This window comes from Streptomyces sp. NPDC057617, from assembly GCF_042800555.1.
In the GTDB taxonomy this organism is placed as follows: Bacteria; Actinomycetota; Actinomycetes; order Streptomycetales; family Streptomycetaceae; genus Streptomyces.
In genome coordinates, this window is sequence record NZ_JBHVGV010000002.1 from 83,092 (window position 1) to 104,484 (window position 21,393).

A 21,393-nucleotide genomic window follows, 5' to 3' on the forward strand; every position below is an offset into this window, starting at 1 on the left:
GCGGACAGGGGCGCGGTTCATGTGAGAGGACAGAGAAGCTCCCATGGCGAAGATCCTGAAGTTCGACGAGGACGCCCGTCGCGCCCTCGAGCGCGGCGTCAACAAGCTTGCCGACACGGTCAAGGTGACGATCGGCCCCAAGGGCCGCAATGTCGTCATCGACAAGAAGTTCGGCGCCCCCACCATCACCAACGACGGTGTCACGATCGCCCGTGAGGTAGAGATCGACGACCCGTACGAGAACCTGGGCGCGCAGCTCGTGAAGGAGGTGGCGACCAAGACCAACGACATCGCGGGTGACGGCACCACCACCGCCACCGTGCTGGCCCAGGCGCTGGTCCGCGAGGGCCTGCGCAATGTCGCCGCGGGCGCGTCCCCGGCCGCCCTGAAGAAGGGCATCGACGCCGCGGTCAAGGCCATCTCCGACGAGCTGCTGTCGACCGCCCGTCCGATCGACGACAAGTCCGACATCGCCGCCGTGGCCGCGCTTTCCGCGCAGGACCAGCAGGTCGGCGAGCTGATCGCCGAGGCGATGGACAAGGTCGGCAAGGACGGTGTCATCACCGTCGAGGAGTCCAACACCTTCGGTCTGGAGCTGGACTTCACCGAGGGCATGGCCTTCGACAAGGGCTACCTGTCGCCGTACATGGTGACCGACCAGGAGCGTATGGAGGCCGTCCTCGACGACCCGTACATCCTCGTCCACCAGGGCAAGATCTCCTCCATCCAGGACCTGCTGCCGCTGCTGGAGAAGGTCATCCAGGCGGGTGGCTCCAAGCCGCTGCTGATCATCGCCGAGGACGTCGAGGGCGAGGCGCTCTCCACCCTCGTCGTCAACAAGATCCGTGGCACCTTCAACGCGGTCGCGGTGAAGGCCCCCGGCTTCGGTGACCGCCGCAAGGCCATGCTCGGCGACATCGCCACCCTCACGGGCGCGACCGTCATCGCCGAGGAGGTCGGCCTCAAGCTCGACCAGGCCGGTCTCGACGTGCTGGGCTCCGCCCGCCGCGTCACCATCTCCAAGGACGACACGACCATCGTCGACGGCGGCGGCAACACCGGTGACGTCGCGGGCCGGGTCAACCAGATCAAGGCCGAGATCGAGTCCACGGACTCCGACTGGGACCGCGAGAAGCTCCAGGAGCGCCTCGCGAAGCTGGCCGGCGGCGTGTGCGTGATCAAGGTCGGCGCCGCCACCGAGGTGGAGCTGAAGGAGAAGAAGCACCGTCTGGAGGACGCCATCTCCGCGACCCGCGCCGCGGTCGAGGAGGGCATCGTCTCCGGTGGTGGCTCCGCTCTGGTGCACGCCGCCAAGGTGCTGGAGGGCAACCTCGGCAAGGAGGGCGACGAGGCCACCGGTGTCGCGGTCGTCCGCCGCGCCGTCGTCGAGCCGCTGCGCTGGATCGCGGAGAACGCGGGCCTTGAGGGCTACGTCATCACCGCGAAGGTGGCGGAGCAGGACAAGGGCCACGGCTTCAACGCCGCGACCGGCGAGTACGTCGACCTGGTGAAGGCCGGTGTCATCGACCCGGTCAAGGTCACCCGTTCGGCGCTGGAGAACGCCGCGTCCATCGCGTCGCTGCTGCTCACGACCGAGACGCTGGTCGTCGAGAAGCCGGCCGAGGAAGAGCCCGAGGCGGGCCACGGCGGCCACGGCCACAGCCACTGAGGCCTGGCGCGTACGACCGTACGGTCACACCGAGGCCCGGCACCCCGCTCAGGGGCTGCCGGGCCTCGGCGCGTCCCACGACCGGTCCGCACCAGTGCGCGGCCCCCGGCGTCCGGGCCTCGGCACGACCGGCCGGGACACCGACGCGTCGCCTCGCGTCCGGCCGGCACGCCGGCACATCGCTTACTGAGGCCCGTACTTGCGGCCCGTCTTCGAGGTGATTCCGCCCAGCAGGCCGCGGGGCGCGAGTTTCACCGCGCCCATCAGCGCCTTGTACCGCGGGTCCGGTACGGAGACCGTCCTGCCGCGGGCCAGATCCGCCAGCGCCGCCTCCACCACCCGGTCCGCGTCGAGCCACATCCAGCCCGGGATGTTGTCCGTACCCATGCCGGCCCGCTCATGGAACTCGGTCCGTACGAACCCCGGGCACAGCGCCATCAGCCGCACCCCCGTCCCCGCCAGATCCCGGGACACGCCCTGGGTGAACTGCACGACCCAGGACTTCGAGGCGCCGTACGTCCCGCGCGGTACGAACGCGGCCACGGACGCCACATTGACGACTCCGCCCCGGCCCCGCTCCCGCATCCCCGCCACCCCCGCCGAGGTCAGCCGCAGTACCGCCTCGCAGTGCACCTTCAGCATCGTCAGCTCGTCGGCCATGGAGACTTCGAGGAAACGGCCCTTGTTGCCGAAGCCCGCGTTGTTGACCAGCAGATCGACGGGCTGTCTGCGGTCCGACAGCCGCCTCTCCACCGACGCGATCCCGCTGTCGGTGGAGAGGTCGGCTGTCAGCACCTCGGCCTCGATGCCGTGCCGGTCGTGCAGCTCGGTGGCCTGGTCCCGCAGGCGCGCGGTGTCACGCGCCACGAGGACGAGATTGTGCCCGTCCGCCGCCAGCCGGCGCGCGAAGGCCGCGCCGATCCCGGCCGTCGCGCCCGTAATCAAAGCAGTCGTCATACGGGCACGTTAGTGCCTGGATCAGTGCCCCTGATGTGCGTGGACGGCAGATGGACGACCCGCCCGCTGCCCCTTCTCGACCACGACGAACTGCCCCATCATCCCCTGGTCTTCGTGGTAGAGCAGATGGCAGTGGTACATGTACGGGGCATTCGGGTCGGCCGGTCCGTCGAAGCGGATCGCCAGCTTCACCGTCGTACGGTCCGGCAGGAAGACGGTGTCCTTGGCGCCGCGCAGGGCCGGTCCCGGCGCGTGGCCGTTCACCGACAGGACCTTGAACTGCACCCCGTGGACATGGAAGTTGTGCGGCATCCCGTTGGTGTTCCGTACGGTCCAGATCTCCGTGGCCCCGCGGGTGACGGTGTCGTCGATCCGGCCCATGCTCATCGGCCTGCCGTTGATCCCGCTCACCTGGAGGTTGAAGAACCGCCCGCGCGCGGCACCCGAACCGTCGGGTATCTCGGGCTTCTCCAGGGTGGCGGGCAGCGCGGGCGAGTGCCGCAGGTGCTTCTGGGCGCGCAGTTCCAGTACGTCGAAGGTGTCGTCGCCGCCGTTGAAGCGCTGGTTGTAGAAGTCCTGGCCGATGGAGAGCGGGTAGCTGCGCAGTACGGTGCGCTCCCCGGGCCGTACCCGTACCACGATCTCGGCGCGCTCGCCCGGCGAGAGCTGGATCCGGTCCATGGGCGCGGCCTTCTCCAGCAGCCCGCCGTCGGTGGCGATGAGCGAGAACTCCCGGTCGTCGTCGAAGCCGAAGTCATAGGTGCGGGCGGACGAGGCGTTGAGGAGCCGCAGCCGTACGAGTTCGTCGCCGACCACGCGGTACGGGTCGAGGGTGCCGTTCACCATCGTCCGGTCGCCGAGGAAGCCGACGGTCTGCAGCAGCCCGTGGCCGTGGTCGAAGCGGGCCCCGTCGAACTTCACGTCCTGGACGATCAGCGGCAGATCGTTGACCCCGTAGGTGTCGGGCAGTCCGAGCCCGAGGGATTTCGCGTCGTCGAGGATGAACATCCCGGCAAGACCGCGCTGGACATGGTCCTCGGTCTCGCCGTGCGGATGCGGGTGGTACCAGAGCGTCGCGGCCTGCTGGTCGATCTTCCAGTGCGGTGACCAGGTCGCTCCGGGGGCGACCATCTGGTGCGGGCCGCCGTCCATCGCCGCGGGCAGCCGCATCCCGTGCCAGTGCACGGTCGACGCCTCGTCGAGCGTGTTGCTGACCCGTATCCGGACCTTCTCACCGCGCTGGGCGCGCAGTGTGGGCCCCAGATAGCTGCCGTTGAAGCCCCAGGTCGGGGTCTTCTGACCGGCGGTGAACTCGGTCTCGCCGGCCTGCATCCGCAGATCGAAGACCCGGGTGCCGTCGGCGCCGACCGTCGACTTGGCGAGCGGCGGTACGGCGAGCTGGTTACGGAAGGTGCCGCGGCCGGCCGTGGAGACCTTGGCGCCGGAGTACACCCAGAGGAATCCACCCCCGGCCGCCACGGTCAGGACGATCCCGCAGGACACGAGAATGATGAGGAGACGCTTGAACCCAGACATGATCCGAGCGTCCCGGCGGGCCAGGGCCCACTTCATCGGGGGCGCCCCCGAGGCACCCCCGAGACCCCGCCCGTCACTCTCAGGGGCATCCCCTACGCATGAAGTATTCCGCCCAACCCGCCCCAGGTCAGGGCCGTTTCACCATGCGCACCAACCCTTAGGGGCACACCCGCGCCGCCCTGCTAAGGCGTTGCGCCCGCGCTGTCCCGCCCGTACCGCTCGACGTACTCGCGCGCCTTCTTCAGCTTCTCGGAGTGGAGCGCCTCGCCGGCCGCGAGGAGGCGCGGCAGCAGCTCCCGTTCGGTGGTGACGGCACGGAAGGCCAGGGACACCGTCACCTCGTGCGCGGGCCGGTGGACGATCTCGATCGGATCGCCCGCACGGATCTCACCCGGAGTGATGACCCGCAGATACGCTCCTGTCACCGCCTGGCCCGTAAAGCGCTTGATCCAGCCGCGCTCGCCGAGCCACGCCTGGAACGTACGGCACGGAATCCGGCCGCTTGTTGCCTCCAGCACCACATCGGGGCCGATCCGCCAGCGCTCCCCGATCTTCGCGCCGGTGATGTCCACCCCGGAGGTGGTGAGATTCTCGCCGAACACGCCATTGGGCAGTGACCGGCCCAACTCCCTTTCCCAGAAGTCGAGATCCTCCCGCGCGAACGCGTACACCGCTTGGTCGCTGCCGCCGTGGTGGCGCAGATCGCAGACCGTGTCCCCGACGATCCCGCTGCCGCCCTCGCCCTTGCGACCGGGATCCGCCACCCGTACGGGGCCGTCGGCCGGACGCTTGTCGATACCCGTGAGGCCGCCCGGTGCGTCGGAGTACTCGACGGCCTTCGGCCGCCCCACATTCACGGTCAGAAGTTTCATACACCCCACGCTATCCGCCGCCTTCTCACGCGCCCTTTGAAATTCCGTGCCCCGCCGACTCCGTGAACTCCCGTGCTTCAACTTGCTTCAACTCCCTGCTTCTCAAACAAATTCACCATTATCTGGCGGCTTCCCAAAGAGTCGCTTATGGTGGAGAAATGATCGAGGCCCGCCATCTCCGTGTGCTGCGCACCGTGGCCGCCACCGGCTCCTTCTCGGCGGCGGCGCGCGAGCTGGGCTGCACACAGCCGGCGGTCAGCCAGCAGATGAAGGCGCTCGAATCGTCCGCGGGCACCCCGCTGATCGTCCGCACCGGCCGCGAGACCCGGCTGACGGAGGCCGGGGAAGTGCTCGTACGGCACGCGACGGGCATACTCGCCGGACTCACCGCCGCCGAGGAGGAGATGGCGGCCATCGCGGGGCTGCGGGCGGGGCGGGTCAGGCTCGTGTCGTTCCCCAGCGGCAGCTCCACGCTGGTGCCCGCCGCGCTCGCCGCGCTGCGCGCCGCCCACCCCGGCACCCGGGTCTCGCTCGTCGAGGCCGAGCCGCCCGCCTCGGCGGCGCTGCTGCGGGACGGCGACTGCGATGTGGCGCTGGCGTTCCGGTACGGCGGCTCGGCGGGGGAGTGGGACGACCTGGTTGTACGCCCCCTGCTGGTGGACCGGCTCGTCGCGGTGGTCCCCCAGGGGCACCGGCTCGCGGACGCGGGGACGGTACGGCTCGGGGAGCTGGCGGACGAGCCGTGGATCGCGGGCTGTCCGCGCTGCCGCGGTCAACTCGTCGACGCCTGCGAGGAGTCGGGGTTCACACCCCGTATCGATTTCGCCACGGACGACTATCCGGCCGTGATCGGCCTGGTCGCGGCGGGGCTGGGGGTGGCGATGCTGCCCGAGCTGGCGCTGGAGTCCGTACGTCCGAAGGGGGTCCGTACGCTCGCGGTCGAGCCGTCGGTCCGCCGGGAGATCGTCGCGCTGACGCTGCCGGATCTGGCGTCCGTACCGGCGGTGGCGGCGACATTGGATCAACTGGTCCTGGCCGCCGCGCGCTGATGCCTCGCGGGCGGGAGCAGCGGGAGTTCGCGGTCGGGAGCGGCAGGAGTGCGGAGGGCTGCCGAGATGGCGGGAGCCGAGATTGCAGGAACGTTTCTGCGCTGATTCCGTCAGGCTTCCGTCAATCTTCGGAGTGGCCGTTGGCCCCGTTGCCGCCGCCGTTGGCCGACGAGGGCGCCGAATTGGGGGCCGATGACGAGGGAGCCGAGGCCGACGCCGTGATCAGCCGGGTGCGGGCGCGGCCCATGAGTTCCTCGCGCTCGTCCTCGGTCAGCCCGCCCCACACGCCGTACGGTTCGCGCACCGCCAGCGCGTGCGCCGCGCACTCCGCGCGTACCGGGCAGCGCATGCACACCTCTTTCGCCGAGTTCTCTCGCGCGCTGCGTGCGGCACCTCTTTCGCCCTCGGGGTGGAAGAAGAGTGAACTGTCGACGCCACGACAAGCCGCCAGGAGCTGCCAGTCCCACAGATCTGCGTTCGGTCCGGGAAGGCGGGAGAAATCTGCCATTGCTCATGTCCCCTTGAAACCGTGCTGAGGCGGATACGGGCCGCTGTGGACGCCGGGTACGAGCCCCGACGCGCAACTCGCACCGGTGCTCACGACCGTACATCTACTATCCAAGTAGATGTAAATATGACTCATTGCGAATCTAGCCACAGACACCAGCAAAAGTGAAGAAAAGCCGCTAAATGGGGCATTAGCTCTGCGTGAAGCCGGGAGAACCCGGGAAGAGCGCCGTCGCTCTCCTCTGTGCGCGACCCCTCACAGGGAGTGCTGAACTCCACCGTCCGACCCGTAACTCTTTCGAGTGACCGTCGTTGAGTGTGCGAGGCGGTTGAGAGAACGAGCGCTCGGGCACATGTCCGAGGGCCGTCAACCGCACAGGTGACGATATGTACCCAGCCTGGAGGCTCAAGGTGACGCGCACTAGCTGCGGAGGACGGTCATGACATCCGTCCTCGTCTGCGACGACTCCCCGCTTGCCCGAGAGGCGCTCCGCCGCGCGGTCGCGACCGTGCCCGGTGTCGAGCGCGTGACGACCGCGGCCAACGGGGAGGAAGTCCTCCGCCGCTGGGGCGCCGACCGGTCCGACCTGATTCTGATGGACGTACGCATGCCCGGTCTGGGCGGCGTCGAGACGGTCCGGCGGCTGCTCTCGGCCGACCCCGGCGCCCGGATCATCATGCTCACGGTCGCGGAGGACCTGGACGGGGTCGCGCTCGCGGTCGCCGCCGGTGCCCGCGGCTATCTGCACAAGGACGCCTCGCGCGCCGAACTGCGCGCGACCGTCACCCAGGCGCTCGCCGACCCGACCTGGCGGCTCGCGCCGCGCCGGCTCCGCTCCGCCGAGATGGGCGCCGCGCCCACGCTCACCGCGCGCGAGATCCAGGTGCTCGAAGGCATGAGCCACGGCCGGTCGAACGCGGAGATCGGCCGCGAGCTGTTCCTCTCCGAGGACACGGTCAAGACGCACGCCAGGCGCCTCTTCAAGAAGCTCGGCGCCTCGGACCGCGCGCACGCGGTGGCGCTCGGCTTCCGCTGGGGCCTCGTCCGCTGAGCGGGCGGACCCGCACTCCCCGCCCGCTGCCGGGTCCCGTCCGGTCGGACAGGACCCGGGCGGAACCGGGCAGGGCCGGTGCCGATCCGGGCACGGTCGGGGCCCCGGCCGAGCGGGACACGCCTTGGGCGGAGCGGGACAACGTACGCCCGTGGGCGCCCGTTTCCCGCGCGATGCCGCATCCTTGAGGTGTGGAGTTCCTCGGGGACGAGTCGGACGAGCGCGAGGGGAGGGCGCAGGGGATGAGTTCTGCCGCACCCGCTCATAACGCTTCGGTGCACAACTACGGACGCGGTGCCACCGATCAGCAGCCGCCAAGGCACCATGGTCCGATGCGCGATGACGAGACCACGGTGATCGGTGCGCTCGTTCACCGTGCCGTCGACGGCGACGAACAGGCCACGCACGATCTGCTGGCCCGTGTTCATCCGCTCGCGCTCCGCTACTGCCGTACGCGGCTGAGCAGACTGCCCGGCGACGCACGGCACTTCGTGGAGGACCTCGCGCAGGAGGTCTGTGTCGCGGTTCTGATGGCGCTGCCGCGCTACCGCGACACCGGCAGACCCTTCGAGGCATTCGTCTTCGCCATCGCCGGGCACAAGGTCGCCGATCTGCAGCGGGCCGCCATGCGCCACCCGGGGTCCACGGCCGTACCGTCCGACGAGATGCCCGAGCGCCCCGACGACTCACTGGGGCCCGAGGAGCGGGCGCTGCTCAGCAGCGACGCCGAGTGGGCCAAGAAACTCCTCGCCAACCTTCCGGAGAACCAGCGCGAACTGCTGGTGCTGCGGGTCGCGGTCGGGCTGACCGCGGAGGAGACGGGACAGATGCTGGGGATGTCCCCGGGCGCGGTCCGGGTCGCCCAGCACCGCGCGCTGAGCAGGCTGCGGGCACTGGCCGAGCAGTGAGCCCGGGCGGCCACCCGGGCGGGTTTCGGACGCCGGGCCGACGGGTTTCGGTCGTCCGGCCGTCGGCTCTGCGGCGATTCGTCCGGTACGGGCGGGGTCCGGATCGGTACGGGCGTGGAATGTGAGGCGCGTGAAGCCCGTTAGCATGGACATCCGCACCGATCAAGGCCATATGGGGAAGGTGTCATGACCGCTAACGTCGACGGAGTGCCCGAGAAATTCGCGACGCTCGGGCTGACATACGACGACGTGCTGCTGCTGCCGGGCGCGTCCGACATGTCGCCCGACGTCATCGACACCTCCTCGTACCTCTCCAAGAACGTCAAGGTGAACATCCCGCTGCTGTCGGCGGCGATGGACAAGGTCACCGAGGCCCGGATGGCGATCGCCATGGCGCGGCAGGGCGGCGCCGGGGTGCTGCACCGCAATCTCTCCATCGCCGACCAGGCCAACCAGGTGGACCTGGTGAAGCGCTCCGAGTCCGGCATGGTGACCGACCCGATCACGGTCCACCCGGACGCGACGCTCATCGACGCCGACCGGCTCTGCGCCAAGTTCCGGATCAGCGGGGTCCCGGTCACCGACCGCGGCGGCAAGCTGCTCGGCATCGTCACCAACCGTGACATGGCCTTCGAGGCGGACCGTACGCGCCAGGTGCGCGAGGTCATGACCCCGATGCCGCTGGTCACCGGCAAGGTCGGGATCTCCGGCGTGGACGCCATGGAACTGCTGCGCCGCCACAAGATCGAGAAGCTGCCGCTGGTCGACGACGCCGGGGTCCTCAAGGGCCTGATCACGGTCAAGGACTTCGTCAAGGCGGAGAAGTACCCGAACGCGGCCAAGGACAAGGACGGGCGGCTGCTGGTCGGCGCGGCCGTCGGGGTCGCGGGCGACGCGTACGAACGGGCCCAGGCGCTGATCGAGGCGGGTGTGGACTTCATCGTCGTCGACACCGCGCACGGCCACTCCCGGCTGGTCGGGGACATGGTCGCCAAGATCAAGTCGAACTCCGCGGTGGATGTCATCGGCGGCAATATCGCCACCCGCGACGGCGCCCAGGCCCTGATCGACTCGGGCGCGGACGGCATCAAGGTCGGGGTCGGCCCGGGTTCGATCTGTACGACGCGGGTGGTCGCCGGGATCGGCGTCCCGCAGGTCACCGCGATCTACGAGGCCTCGCTCGCCGCCAAGGAGGCCGGGGTGCCGGTCATCGGCGACGGCGGCCTCCAGTACAGCGGCGACATCGCCAAGGCGCTGGTCGCGGGCGCGGACACGGTGATGCTGGGCTCGCTGCTCGCGGGGTGCGAGGAGTCGCCGGGTGAACTGCTGTTCATCAACGGCAAGCAGTTCAAGTCGTACCGCGGGATGGGCTCGCTGGGCGCGATGCAGTCCCGCGGCGAGCAGCGTTCGTACTCCAAGGACCGCTACTTCCAGGAGGGCGTGGCCTCCGACGAGAAGCTGGTGCCCGAGGGCATCGAGGGCCAGGTGCCCTACCGGGGCCCGCTCTCCGCGGTCGTCCACCAGCTCACCGGCGGGCTGCGGCAGTCGATGTTCTACGTCGGCGGGCGTACGGTGCCCGAGCTCCAGGCGCGCGGCCGGTTCGTACGGATCACCTCGGCGGGGCTCAAGGAGAGCCACCCGCACGACATCCAGATGACGGTCGAGGCGCCGAACTACACCAAGAGCTGAGCGCTCACGGACTGAGCGCGCACGCACGTTGAGGGGCGGTCCCGGCGGTCCGGGGCCGCCCCTCATGGATGCGCCGGGGGTGCGCCGGGCGGTTCGGGGATACTGGACAACGCAGACGCAGAGGGAAAGGCCACACATCGTGACTGAGATCGAGATCGGGCGCGGCAAGCGCGGCCGCAGGGCGTACGCCTTCGACGACATCGCCGTCGTCCCGAGCCGGCGCACCCGGGACCCGAAGGAGGTCTCGATCGCCTGGCAGATCGACGCCTACCGGTTCGAGCTGCCGTTCCTGGCCGCTCCCATGGACTCGGTCGTCTCCCCGTCGACCGCCATCCGGATCGGTGAGATGGGTGGTCTGGGTGTGCTCAACCTGGAAGGTCTGTGGACCCGGTACGAGGACCCGCAGCCGCTGCTCGACGAGATCGCCGGTCTCGACGGGCCGAGCGCCAACCGCAGGCTCCAGGAGATCTACGCCGAGCCGGTCAAGGAAGAGCTGATCGGGCAGCGCATCAAGGAGGTGCGGGACTCGGGCGTGGTCACGGCGGCCGCGCTCTCGCCGCAGCGCACCGCGCAGTTCTCCAAGGCCGTGGTGGACGCCGGGGTGGACATCTTCGTCATCCGCGGTACGACGGTCTCCGCGGAGCATGTCTCGGGCGCCGCCGAGCCGTTGAACCTGAAGCAGTTCATCTACGAGCTGGACGTTCCGGTCATCGTCGGCGGCTGCGCGACGTACACGGCGGCGCTGCATCTGATGCGTACGGGCGCGGCGGGCGTGCTGGTCGGCTTCGGCGGCGGCGCCGCGCACACCACCCGCAATGTGCTGGGCATCCAGGTGCCGATGGCCACGGCCGTCGCGGATGTGGCGGCGGCCCGCCGGGACTACATGGACGAGTCCGGCGGCCGGTACGTGCATGTCATCGCGGACGGTGGTGTCGGCTGGTCCGGCGACCTGCCCAAGGCGATCGCGTGCGGCGCGGACGCGGTGATGATCGGCTCCCCGCTGGCGCGGGCGTCGGACGCGCCTGGCAAGGGACACCACTGGGGCATGGAGGCGGTCCACGAGGACGTGCCGCGGGGCAAGCTGGTGGATCTCGGGATCGTGGGGACGACGGAGGAGGTCCTGACGGGGCCTTCGCACATCCCGGACGGTTCGATGAACTTCTTCGGCGCGCTGAAGAGGGCGATGGCGACGACGGGCTACAGCGAACTCAAGGAATTCCAGCGGGTGGAGGTAACGGTGGCGGACTCCCAGCACCGCCGCTGAGTTCTGTGCCGCGGGTTCTGTGCGTACAGGGTGCGTACGGGACGCGTGCGTACGGGTGGGCCCGCGCCGTACGGAAGGTGCCCGGACCGTGTGTCGGTCCGGGCACCTTCGCTGTCCGCGATGTCCTTATACGGCGGCCTTCTTGGCGCCCGTGAACGACGCGAACGCGGCGAGCGCGAAGAAGACGAACGTCAGGAAGTCCTTGCCCTCACCCCAGGCTTCGGTCAGCAGACCGAAGTTGTTGAAGAAGACGTCCGTCGCCGATACGTCCAGCTCCTTCGCGACGATGATCGCGATGCTGAGGAGCTGGCCGAGGTAGACCGCGCCCAGCGACAGGACCGCGCCGACGACCGGCAGGACGGGGTTCGGCCCGCCGATCTTGCCCGCGGCGAAGCCGACCAGGAAGCCGACGCCGATGGCGGCCCAGCCGATCTCGCGCTCGATGGCTCCGGCGATCCCGCCGTACACCCCCGCGGCGACCAGAGCGGCGACGAAGGCCGCCAGCAGACCGAGTCCGATGTTGCTGCTGCGGACCGGGGGCGGCGGGGTGCCGAACGGGGCGGGCGGGACGGCGCCGTCCGCGAACGGATTGCCTGGCGGTGGAACGGGCTGACTCATGTTGAAAAATCCCCCCACGGGTGAGTGTCGTGCGCATGACTTGAGCACGAGGCCAGGACATTAGCAGTCCGGTCGGACACTCCCGTAGGCAATTGATCAGAGCCGGTGCGCCGTGCCCGCCGGGCTCGCTCCTCTCGTGTCCAGCAGGAGCTGCGCCTTGACCGCCAGGCCCTGGAGGTCGTACGTACGGTGGTGCTGGAGCAGCAGCGTCAGGTCCGCCTGGGCCGCCGCCTCGTAGAGCGAGTCCGCGCGGGGCACGGGGAGTTGGCGTACGCGCCAGTCGGGGACGTACGGGTCGTGGTAGCTGACCGTCGCGCCCAGGTCCATCAGCCGGCAGGCGATCTCCGTGGCCGGTGCGCACTCCTGGTCGGCCAGGTCCGGTTTGTAGGTGACGCCGAGGAGCAGGATCCGCGCGCCGCGTGCCGACTTGCCGTGTTCGTTGAGGAGGGCGGCGCAGCGCTGGATGACGTACTGCGGCATCCGCGTGTTGATCTCCTGCGCGAGCCCGACCATGCGCAGCGGATGTCCGTGCGTGCTTCCCGCGTCCGGCAGACAGCTGGGGTCCATGGGTACGCCGTGGCCGCCGACGCCGGGTCCCGGCCGGAACGCCTGGAAGCCGAAGGGCTTGGTCTCGGCGCAGCGGATGACGTCCCAGAGGTCGACGCCGAGGTCGTGGCAGAGCACGGCCATCTCGTTGACGAGCGCGATGTTGACATGCCGGAAGTTGGTTTCGAGGAGCTTGACGGTCTCGGCCTCGCGCGGGCCGCGCGCCCGTACGACCTTGTCGGTCAGCCGGCCGTAGAACGCGGCGGCCGATTCGGTGCAGGCGGGGGTGAGGCCGCCGATCACCTTGGGGGTGTTGGCGAAGCCATGGGTGCGGTTGCCGGGGTCGAGCCGGCCGGGCGAGTACGCGAGGTGGAAGTCGCGTCCGGCGCGCAGGCCCGAGCCCTCTTCGAGGAGGGTGCGGAGGAAGCCCTCGGTGGTGCCGGGCGGGGCGGGCGACTCCAGCAGCACGGTGGTGTGCGGGCGCAGCCGCGCAGCCAGGGCGCGGGCCGCCTCGCCGACCGCGCTCAGATCCGGGGTGCGGTCGGCGCCGAGGGGGGTGGGGGCGCAGATGACGGCGGTACGGACCCGGCCCAGCTCGGTCGGGTTGGTGGTCGGCCGGAAGCCCCCCGAGAGCATCCGGCGGATCTCCGAGGCGGTGAGCGAGCCCTCGACGGGCGGATGCCCGGCCGCCAGCTCGGCGACGGGCCGCGGGTCGGTGTCGTAGCCGATGGTGTCGATACCGGCGGCCGTGGCGGCCTGGGCGAGCGGCAGGCCGAGGTGACCGAGTCCGATGACGGCGAGATCTGCGGGCATGGAGGTGGGCCGTCCTTCCCTTAGCCGAAGTGGACAGAGAGCGCAAGCCCGGTGGACAGAATGGGGAAGCGCAATGTCAGACTAGGCGTAAATATGACCGTTCTGTGGTATTGCGTGGCGCGGCACGCCCGTTTCTCCGCCGAGCGGTTCCCCTGTGACGGCCGGTGCGGCCGGGGTGTGACCGGGGTTATCCACAGCCGGTGGCTGAAGTCGCGTGGTGCGGACAGAATCGATGGTGGGAGCCCGGTCAGTCGGGGCCCGCCCGCACAGGACGGGGCTCGGACGGGGCCCGGACAGCCGGGGGACTACGGGAGGCAGCGGTGAGGACAGCGACACTGGGACCCGCGGAGCGCGTCCAGGCGCTCGCGGCGATGGCCGAGCGGGAGCTGGACGTACTGGTGGTGGGCGCGGGTGTGGTCGGGGCCGGGACCGCGCTCGACGCCGTGACCAGAGGTCTGTCGACCGGGCTGGTCGAGGCGCGCGACTGGGCGGCGGGCACGTCGAGCCGTTCGAGCAAGCTGATTCATGGCGGGCTGCGCTATCTGGAGATGCTCGACTTCGCGCTCGTACGGGAGGCGCTGAAGGAGCGGGGGCTGCTGCTGGAGAAGCTGGCGCCGCATCTCGTGAAGCCGGTGCCGTTTCTGTACCCCTTGCAGCACAAGGGCTGGGAGCGGCTCTACGCGGGCACGGGCGTCGCGTTGTACGACGCGATGTCGGTGTCGTCGGGGCATGGGCGCGGGCTGCCGGTGCACCGTCATCTCTCGCGCCGGCGCGCGCTGCGGGTGGCGCCCTGCCTGAAGAAGGACGCGCTGGTGGGCGCGTTGCAGTACTACGACGCGCAGATGGACGACGCGCGCTATGTGGCGACCCTGGTGCGTACGGCCGCGACCTATGGCGCCCAAGTGGCCTCGGGTGCGCGGGTGATCGGCTTTCTGCGGGAGGGCGAGCGGGTCGTCGGCGCGCGCGTGCAGGATGTCGAGGCCGGCGGGGAGTACGAGATCCGGGCCAAGCAGATCGTCAATGCCACCGGGGTGTGGACGGACGACACCCAGGGGCTGATCGCCGAGCGGGGGCAGTTCCATGTCCGCGCCTCCAAGGGCATTCATCTGGTCGTGCCGAAGGACCGGATCCACTCCGCGACCGGGCTGATCCTGCGGACCGAGAAGTCGGTGCTGTTCGTCATCCCCTGGGGCCGCCACTGGATCGTCGGCACCACCGACACCGACTGGGACCTGGACAAGTCCCATCCCGCGGCCTCCAGCGCCGACATCGACTATCTGCTGGAGCGGGTGAACTCGGTGCTGTCCGTCCCGCTGACGCGGGACGACGTCGAGGGGGTGTACGCCGGGCTGCGCCCGCTGCTCGCCGGGGAGTCGGACGCCACCAGCAAGCTCTCGCGCGAGCACACCGTCGCGCATCCGGTGCCCGGGATGGTGGTGGTCGCGGGCGGCAAGTACACGACGTACCGGGTGATGGCCAAGGACGCGGTGGACGAGGCGGTGCACGGCCTCGACCTGAGGGTGGCGGAGTGCGTCACGGAGGATGTGCCGCTGCTCGGCGCCGAGGGCTATCACGCCCTGTGGAACGCGCGGGCGAGGATGGCCGCGCGCACCGGTATCCATGTGGCGCGCGTGGAGCACCTCCTGAACCGGTACGGGACGCTGGTCGAGGAGCTGCTGGAGATGATCGCCGCCGATCCGGGTCTGGGCGAACCGCTGGGCGCGGCCGAGGACTATCTGCGCGCCGAGGTCGTGTACGCGGCCTCGCACGAAGGGGCGCGCCATCTCGAAGACGTGCTGACCCGGCGGACCCGGATCTCCATCGAGACCTTCGACCGGGGCACCCGCAGCGCCCGGGAGTGCGCGGAGCTGATGGCGCCGGTGCTCGGCTGGGACAAGGACCAGATCGAACGGGAGGTGGAGTACTACGAGAAGAGGGTCGAGGCGGAGCGGGAGTCGCAGCGGCAGCCGGACGACCAGACGGCGGACGCGGCGCGGCTCGGCGCACCGGACATCGTGGCGATCTGATCCCCGGCCGACGCCGGCCGGTGTGCGCCGACACCCGTGCTCGCCGTATCTTCACTCACTCCGTCCCCATCAGTCACACGCGTACCCAGCACATTTGTGTCAAGTGCGAACAAGGCCATGATGTACCCAGGACCCGGGAGCGGCGGCGGTCCCGGGGTGAGGGACAATGAAGGCTCTGTCAGGGCGCGTTACGGCACCGCGCGGGCGGGCGGCAGTCGCGGGCCAGGATCAGGGATCGCAGAGGGGACGCATGTCGGAGTCGGAGCAGTCGCGGGACACGGCGCGGGAGCCCCAGCGGGACCAGGAGAAGAGCGCCGGCAGCCCGGAGGGGCGTCTGCTCGCGGGCCGGTACCGGCTCACCGGGGTGCTCGGCCGTGGCGGGATGGGTACGGTCTGGCGGGCCCTGGACGAGACGCTCGGGCGTACGGTCGCGGTGAAGGAACTGCGCTTCCCCACCAGCATCGACGAGGACGAGAAGCGCCGGCTCATCACGCGAACGCTGCGCGAGGCCAAGGCGATCGCCCGGATCCGCAACAGCGGCGCGGTCACGGTCTTCGACGTCGTCGACGAGGACGACCGGCCCTGGATCGTCATGGAGCTGATCGAGGGCAAGTCGCTCGCCGAGGCCGTACGTGAGGACGGCATCCTGACCCCGAAGCGCGCCGCCGAGGTGGGCCTGGCGATCCTCGACGTCCTGCGCTCGGCACACCGCGAGGGCATCCTGCACCGCGATGTGAAGCCGTCCAATGTGCTGATCGCCGAGGACGGGCGCGTGGTGCTCACGGACTTCGGCATCGCCCAGGTCGAGGGCGACCCCTCGGTCACCTCGACCGGCATGCTCGTCGGCGCCCCCTCGTACATCTCTCCGGAGCGCGCCCGCGGCCACAAGCCGGGGCCCGCCGCCGACCTCTGGTCGCTGGGCGGTCTGCTGTACGCGTCGGTGGAGGGCTGCCCGCCGTACGACAAGGGCTCCGCCATCGCCACCCTGACCGCGGTGATGACCGAGCCGCTCGACCCGCCGAAGAACGCGGGCCCGCTGGAGGAGGTCATCTACGGGCTGCTCGCCAAGGATCCGGCGCAGCGGCTCGACGACGCGGGCGCGCGGGCGCTCCTCAAGGACATCATCGAGGCGCCCGAGCCGCCGCCGGGGCTGCCCGAGCCGGGTCCGGACGCGACCCGGGTCGTACCGCTGCCGCCGCTGCCGCCGGAGGACAAGTCCGGCCGGACGCCGGTGCGTTCGGCCGCGGACGCGGGCGGGGACCGGATGGGCGCGGCGGCCGTCGGGGCGGGGGCGGCGCACCGTCCCGATCCCGCGAGGCCCGCACCGCCGCGCGCGTCGCTCAGCGATGTGGTGCCCCGGCGTACCTTGGTGATCATCGCGATCGTCGCCGCGGTGGCCCTGATCTCCACCGTCCTGATCGTCGCCCTGAACGGGGGCAACGACGACACGGCGGGGAAGGGCACGGACGGTACGGCCTCGTCGGCCGGCGCCGACGACGGCGCCAAGGGCGCGGACAAGGCGAAGAGCCCGGATCAGGGCGCGGCCGGGAACGGCAACGGCCAAGGGGAGACGGCGGCTTCGGCGGGACAGGAGTCCGGGGACTCCGGTTCCGGTTCGGGCGCCGATGTGTCCGGGGACAAGGGCGGTTCCGGTGGCTCTGGTGGTTCCGGCGGCAAGGAGGGCGGGGGCGGCGCTCTGCCCGCGGGGTACGCCAAGGTCAGCGACGGGCGGTTCCGGTTCACGATGGCGATGCCCGAAGGGTTCAAGAGAACCGGCATAGCCGGGCAGAACTCCGGTGGCATATACAGCGCGAACGGCGGATTCCCGCGCGTCCAGGTCGACTTCAACGACAGCCCGACCGATGACGCGGTGGCCGCCTGGCAGGGGCTTGAGTCGGCGGTCAGGGGCACCAGCTCCAAATACAAGCTGCTCGGTATCAAGAAGGTCGACTACAGGGGCTATCCGACCGTCGCCGACTGGACGTTCGAGCGGAATCAGGACGGTCAGCGGATCAAGATCCTCAACCGGGGCTTCAAGATCGACGCGACCCATGGCTACTCGATCATGGTGAGCTGCAAGGTGGGCGAGTGGGACGGGCAGGAGTGCCGGACGCTGCGCGAGACGGCGTTCGCGACGTTCCGGCCCAAGGACTGACCGGGGACTGGCCGACGACCTGCCGAGGACTGAACGGACCGCGGAATTCAGGCCGTTGTGGTGATCGCTTTCCGGGGCCGGATATAAACGTTCCGCAGCGGGTTGCCGCGACCCTGAGGCATGTTCGCCTGCGGCCACGTATCGTGAGAACTCGCGAACCGTACGCAGCCACAATGAGCCGGTAAACGACCGGAATTGGCGGTTTCGCGGGTCTCCGGGACCGGGAGACAGCGTGTTTGTGGGGAGGCGTTGTGGACGACTACGCGGGGCGGGTGCTGGCCGACCGCTATCGCCTGCCGCTGCCGCCGTCCGACGAGTACGAACTCGTCGAGACTCGGGCGTTTGACACGTACAGCGGGCAGGAAGTCCTCGTCAGGCAGGTGCCGTTGCCGGAGGTCGTGGAGGCGGAGGTCGTCGACGCGGACGGCGCCGCCGTACCGCGCCGGGTCCCCGGGCGGGCGCCGCGCAGAGCGAGCGATCCGGCGGTGCGGCGGGCCATAGAGGCCGCGCAGAGCGCCGCGCAGATCCCGGACCATCCACGGCTCGACCAGGTCTTCGACGTCTTCGCGGACGGCGGCTCGCTGTGGATAGTCAGTGAACTCGTCGCCGCCAGACCGCTGGCAGCGCTGCTCGCCGAGAAACCGCTGAATCCGTTCCGCGCGGCGGAGATCGCGTCCGATGTGCTCACCGCGGTGCGGGTGGTGCACGCGCACGGCTGGACCCACCGGAACATCACCGTCCGCACGGTGCTCGTCTGCGATGACGGCCGGGTCGTGCTGACCGGGCTCGCGGCGGGCGCGGCGGAGGAGGCGCTGTGCGGATACGCGCCGGTGCCGGAGCCGCCGGGCTCGGACGGACCGGCCCCCGGGGCGGGTTCGGGCCCCGGGCTCGACTCCGGCCAGGGGACCGGCGGTACGGAACAGCTCGGGCAGCGGGAGCGGTTCGGGCCGTCTGACGGACTGCCGGGGCCCGGGACACAGGACGCGACGCGGGCGCTGGGGTACGACCCTGGGCCGACGGCGGGCGTGCCGGGAGCCCCGGGCCGCCCCGCGCTGGGCACGGGCCATGGCCCGGAGAGCCCGTACGGCGACGGCACCTCGTCCGGTACGTCCGGCGCGATGCCGCGTCCGCACACCGGTACGCCCGGGATACCCGCTCCGTACGGGGGGCGTCCCGCGCTGCCCGGCGGGACCGCCTCGGGCGACATCCGGGCCGCGCGCGCCGGAGCGATCGCCGCGTACCGCGCGGGAGCGCGTGCCGCCGCGCGCGCCAGCGAGGACCAGCGCGGCCCCGCGGTACCGCCGCTGCCGGAGCCCGGCACGGACGGCAGTGCGGGTACGCAGGGCCCGCAGGAGCCGCCGCACGGGGGCAGCCCGGACCCGGACTGGTGGGCGCAGCCCCGCGTGTTCGAGGAGCCGGACACCGACGAGGACGACGAGCCGCCCACGCCGTACCGCGCGCAACTGGCGGGCACCTGGCGCGACGGCCCGAACCCCTGGAACGACGCCTCGGGCTCCATCCCCGCAGGCGGCAGCCCGTACGGCCCGAACTCTCCGGGCCCCTTCGTGTCGGGCACGTCGGGCGTCCCGGCCCAGGGCGGCGGCCCGGCCTCCGGCCAGGACCGGCCCGACGCACCCCGGACGACCGGCCTTCCGGCCGCAGGCGACCGCTGGGACTCCCCGCCGTCGACGCAGGAGGAGCGCCACCCGGCCGCGACGGGCGGCGACGCGCGGGCGCTCCCGCCCGGCGCGGACGGTTCTGCTGCCGCCGGCGGCGGCCCGGCTCCCGTGCCCTCGGGCGACAGCCCTTACGGGCCCGGCCATGGGCCCGGGCCCGCCGACGCGCCCGCGCTCCCGCCCGGCGAGGTGCCCGGCCCGCGCGCCGCCGAGGGCAGTTGGGGTACGACCCCCTCCGGCGACCCCTACGGAGCGGGCCAACCTACGCCCTCGCCGGCAGGCTCCGGAGGCGGGACGCCCCGCGCCGATGTCGTCGTCGCCCGTGGTGGTGAGACCCCCTACTCCGGGCCCGGAAGCGGCGGCTGGGCTCCCGGTGGATCCAGTGACGCTCTGCGGGCGGATGCCCGGCGGGATGCCCGGTTGCCCGCCGTGGCCGGGCCGGGCGCCGGGGCCGGGCGGTGGGACGAGGTCGTGGCGAGCGGGGCCGTGCCCGCCTATCGCGGGCCCGCCACCCCCCTCGCCGCCGAGCGCGCCCGGCAGGCCCGTATCGCCGTCGTCGGCGCGGTCACCGAGCGGTGGGCGCCCGAGCAGGCCGGGCCCGTCCACGAGAACTGGCAGCTCGCGCCGCCCATCGGACCCGCCACCGACCTCTGGGCGCTCGGCGCTCTGCTCTACCGCGCGGTGCAGGGGCACGCCCCGTACCCCGAGGAGAGCGCCATAGAGCTGGTCCAGCTCGTCTGCGCCGAGCCGCCCGCCTTCGCCGAGGAGTGCGGCCCGCTGCGCCCCGTCGTCGAGTCGCTGCTGCGTCAGGACCCGACCGAGCGGCCGGACTTCGAGGAGCTGCGCGGCTGGCTGCGGTCGCTGATCCGGTCGGCGCCCGAGCCGGAGGCCGGCCAGGATGTCGTACCGATTCCGGCGGACGAGACGAAGCTGCCGATAAAGCGCCGCCGCGGCGAGCTGGTGCGCAAGCGCTGGGGCCGCAAGGGCGACGCCGGGCGCCACCGCCACAAGAAGGGCAAGGAGCCGCGCAAGGACAAGGGCGCCGTCGGCCTCGACGAGCAGCGTCAGTACCAGCCCGAGCCCCAGCCAGAGCCCCACTACCAGCAGCCCCATGCCCAGCCCCACGCGCACCCGCGCTCGCACGAGCCCGAGGAGTCGTACGACCGGCTGGAAGGCATGATGGACCGGCGGCCGGCGGGCGGTTCCGGGCGGAGTGGCGGCGGTGGCCGCGGCCCGCGTTCCCTGGGCCGTGTCCTGCTGGTGCTGATACTGCTGCTGGTGGTCGGGGCGATCGTGTTCGCCGTGATGTTCATGCCCAAGGCCGATACGGGCGGGCAGGGCCAGAGCGTCGGCGAGGCGACCCCCGGCGCGTCCTCCGCGCCGCAGCCTCCGGGCGACGGGGACCCGGACCGTACCCCCTCGGACGCGGCGCCCTCCGACTCCGACGACTCGGCCCCGCCGGCCTCGGGGCCGGCCGTCGAACTCGCCGAGGGGTACGCGCTGCGTGACGACTCCGAGGGCTTCCGGATCGGGGTCGACAAGGACTGGCAGCGCCGGCCCATCAACGACAGCGGGCAAGTCCGCTACGTCGGCGGCGACTTCACGCTGATCGTCGTCCCCGGCCGGGACAGCGTCGCCGAGAACGGTGCCGACCCCGTGGCGTACCAGCGGGACAAGGAGCGCGAGCTCCAGCCGTTCCGGGACTCCTCCTGGGCCACGGCCTCCGGGGTGCGCAGGATCGATGTGGGCCGGCAGGCCATGGCCGAGGGCCAGTACACCTGGCAGGACAGCAGCGGGCGCGATGTCTTCGTACGGAACCTCGCGATGATCGTCGACGGCCGGTACCACATCATCCAGGTCATCGGCCCCGACAGCCAGCGTGACAAGGTCGACGAGATCTACCAACAGGCCACCAGCGCCTACCGGGTGACCGGCTGAGCGGTGGCGGTCAGGTGCGCGGGGGGGGCAGCCGGGGCGACCCCCCCCCCACCCCTTTTTTTTTCTTCCCCCCCAGCTTCTCTGCTTTCCCCTCCCCCCCCCCTCTTTTGTTTCCCG

Annotated in this window: 15 protein-coding genes; 9 read left to right on the top strand and 6 right to left on the bottom strand. The window is 71.1% G+C overall.

All coding sequences use genetic code 11. The features are described 5' to 3' along the window. Positions 1 to 43: 43 nt before the first annotated feature. Positions 44 to 1,669 carry a chaperonin GroEL gene (gene groL, locus ACFU9P_RS05845; protein WP_376380075.1) on the top strand — a complete coding sequence of 542 codons (1,626 nt, stop codon included), beginning with the start codon at positions 44 to 46 and terminating at the stop codon, positions 1,667 to 1,669. 183 nt (positions 1,670 to 1,852) lie between these two features. On the opposite strand, the gene ACFU9P_RS05850 is transcribed toward groL, so the two are convergent. The 3 genes from ACFU9P_RS05850 to ACFU9P_RS05860 all read right to left on the bottom strand — a co-directional run bounded on the left by ACFU9P_RS05850 (position 1,853) and on the right by ACFU9P_RS05860 (position 5,034). Further along, on the bottom strand, positions 1,853 to 2,626 hold the full coding sequence (locus ACFU9P_RS05850) for an SDR family NAD(P)-dependent oxidoreductase (protein WP_376380072.1): 774 nt from the start codon (positions 2,624 to 2,626) through the stop codon (positions 1,853 to 1,855). 21 nt (positions 2,627 to 2,647) lie between these two features. Then, complete coding sequence (locus ACFU9P_RS05855) at positions 2,648 to 4,162, bottom strand: multicopper oxidase family protein (RefSeq protein ID WP_384077967.1); 1,515 nt, start codon at positions 4,160 to 4,162, stop codon at positions 2,648 to 2,650. Between the two features lie 182 nt (positions 4,163 to 4,344). Continuing rightward, complete coding sequence (locus ACFU9P_RS05860; RefSeq protein WP_384077968.1) at positions 4,345 to 5,034, bottom strand: MOSC domain-containing protein; 690 nt, start codon at positions 5,032 to 5,034, stop codon at positions 4,345 to 4,347. Between the two features lie 158 nt (positions 5,035 to 5,192). Between ACFU9P_RS05860 and ACFU9P_RS05865 the strand changes: the two genes are divergently transcribed. Further along, complete coding sequence (locus ACFU9P_RS05865) at positions 5,193 to 6,083, top strand: LysR family transcriptional regulator (protein WP_384077969.1); 891 nt, start codon at positions 5,193 to 5,195, stop codon at positions 6,081 to 6,083. Between the two features lie 121 nt (positions 6,084 to 6,204). Here the strand turns inward: ACFU9P_RS05865 and ACFU9P_RS05870 are convergent, their stop codons facing one another. Beyond that, on the bottom strand, positions 6,205 to 6,591 hold the full coding sequence (locus ACFU9P_RS05870) for a WhiB family transcriptional regulator (protein WP_376380061.1): 387 nt from the start codon (positions 6,589 to 6,591) through the stop codon (positions 6,205 to 6,207). A 439-nt stretch (positions 6,592 to 7,030) separates the two neighbouring features. Here ACFU9P_RS05870 and ACFU9P_RS05875 point away from each other — a divergent pair, with 439 nt between their 5' ends. The 4 genes from ACFU9P_RS05875 to ACFU9P_RS05890 all read left to right on the top strand — a co-directional run bounded on the left by ACFU9P_RS05875 (position 7,031) and on the right by ACFU9P_RS05890 (position 11,503). Next, positions 7,031 to 7,642, top strand: coding sequence for a response regulator transcription factor (locus ACFU9P_RS05875; protein ID WP_003948568.1), 612 nt, complete (start codon positions 7,031 to 7,033; stop codon positions 7,640 to 7,642). A 332-nt stretch (positions 7,643 to 7,974) separates the two neighbouring features. Next, positions 7,975 to 8,550 (top strand): sigma-70 family RNA polymerase sigma factor, encoded by a 576-nt coding sequence (locus ACFU9P_RS05880; RefSeq protein WP_376380058.1) that lies wholly within the window; start codon positions 7,975 to 7,977, stop codon positions 8,548 to 8,550. A 186-nt stretch (positions 8,551 to 8,736) separates the two neighbouring features. Then, entirely contained in the window at positions 8,737 to 10,239 is a 1,503-nt protein-coding gene (guaB, locus tag ACFU9P_RS05885; RefSeq protein ID WP_376380055.1) for an IMP dehydrogenase, read from the top strand. A 139-nt stretch (positions 10,240 to 10,378) separates the two neighbouring features. After that, positions 10,379 to 11,503 carry a GuaB3 family IMP dehydrogenase-related protein gene (locus ACFU9P_RS05890; RefSeq protein ID WP_046500678.1) on the top strand — a complete coding sequence of 375 codons (1,125 nt, stop codon included), beginning with the start codon at positions 10,379 to 10,381 and terminating at the stop codon, positions 11,501 to 11,503. Positions 11,504 to 11,629: 126 nt separating this feature from the next. Here ACFU9P_RS05890 and ACFU9P_RS05895 read toward each other — a convergent pair whose 3' ends face one another. Both ACFU9P_RS05895 and ACFU9P_RS05900 read right to left on the bottom strand, forming a co-directional pair. After that, positions 11,630 to 12,121, bottom strand: a complete 492-nt coding sequence (locus ACFU9P_RS05895) for a hypothetical protein (protein WP_376380052.1) — start codon at positions 12,119 to 12,121, stop codon at positions 11,630 to 11,632. Between the two features lie 96 nt (positions 12,122 to 12,217). Next, entirely contained in the window at positions 12,218 to 13,480 is a 1,263-nt protein-coding gene (locus ACFU9P_RS05900) for a nucleotide sugar dehydrogenase (RefSeq protein ID WP_384077970.1), read from the bottom strand. Positions 13,481 to 13,800: 320 nt separating this feature from the next. Between ACFU9P_RS05900 and ACFU9P_RS05905 the strand changes: the two genes are divergently transcribed. The 3 genes from ACFU9P_RS05905 to ACFU9P_RS05915 all read left to right on the top strand — a co-directional run bounded on the left by ACFU9P_RS05905 (position 13,801) and on the right by ACFU9P_RS05915 (position 21,276). Next, a complete protein-coding gene (locus ACFU9P_RS05905; protein ID WP_376380047.1) occupies positions 13,801 to 15,507 on the top strand; it encodes a glycerol-3-phosphate dehydrogenase/oxidase in 1,707 nt (568 codons plus the stop codon). A 250-nt stretch (positions 15,508 to 15,757) separates the two neighbouring features. Beyond that, positions 15,758 to 17,662, top strand: coding sequence for a serine/threonine-protein kinase (locus ACFU9P_RS05910; RefSeq protein WP_384077971.1), 1,905 nt, complete (start codon positions 15,758 to 15,760; stop codon positions 17,660 to 17,662). A gap of 251 nt (positions 17,663 to 17,913) precedes the next feature. Further along, positions 17,914 to 21,276, top strand: a complete 3,363-nt coding sequence (locus ACFU9P_RS05915; protein WP_384077972.1) for a serine/threonine protein kinase — start codon at positions 17,914 to 17,916, stop codon at positions 21,274 to 21,276. Positions 21,277 to 21,393 lie beyond the last annotated feature (117 nt).

Excerpts from the sequence above, each read along its gene's own strand:
- ACFU9P_RS05855 (WP_384077967.1), bottom strand. The coding sequence starts at position 4,162 with ATGTCTGGGTTCAAGCGTCTCCTCATCATTCTCGTGTCCTGCGGGATC.
- ACFU9P_RS05895 (WP_376380052.1), bottom strand. The coding sequence starts at position 12,121 with ATGAGTCAGCCCGTTCCACCGCCAGGCAATCCGTTCGCGGACGGCGCC.
- ACFU9P_RS05910 (WP_384077971.1), top strand. The coding sequence starts at position 15,758 with ATGTCGGAGTCGGAGCAGTCGCGGGACACGGCGCGGGAGCCCCAGCGG.
- ACFU9P_RS05880 (WP_376380058.1), top strand. The coding sequence starts at position 7,975 with ATGCGCGATGACGAGACCACGGTGATCGGTGCGCTCGTTCACCGTGCC.
- ACFU9P_RS05865 (WP_384077969.1), top strand. The coding sequence starts at position 5,193 with ATGATCGAGGCCCGCCATCTCCGTGTGCTGCGCACCGTGGCCGCCACC.
- ACFU9P_RS05860 (WP_384077968.1), bottom strand. The coding sequence starts at position 5,034 with ATGAAACTTCTGACCGTGAATGTGGGGCGGCCGAAGGCCGTCGAGTAC.
- ACFU9P_RS05870 (WP_376380061.1), bottom strand. The coding sequence starts at position 6,591 with ATGGCAGATTTCTCCCGCCTTCCCGGACCGAACGCAGATCTGTGGGAC.
- groL (WP_376380075.1), top strand. The coding sequence starts at position 44 with ATGGCGAAGATCCTGAAGTTCGACGAGGACGCCCGTCGCGCCCTCGAG.
- guaB (WP_376380055.1), top strand. The coding sequence starts at position 8,737 with ATGACCGCTAACGTCGACGGAGTGCCCGAGAAATTCGCGACGCTCGGG.
- ACFU9P_RS05900 (WP_384077970.1), bottom strand. The coding sequence starts at position 13,480 with ATGCCCGCAGATCTCGCCGTCATCGGACTCGGTCACCTCGGCCTGCCG.
- ACFU9P_RS05875 (WP_003948568.1), top strand. The coding sequence starts at position 7,031 with ATGACATCCGTCCTCGTCTGCGACGACTCCCCGCTTGCCCGAGAGGCG.
- ACFU9P_RS05850 (WP_376380072.1), bottom strand. The coding sequence starts at position 2,626 with ATGACGACTGCTTTGATTACGGGCGCGACGGCCGGGATCGGCGCGGCC.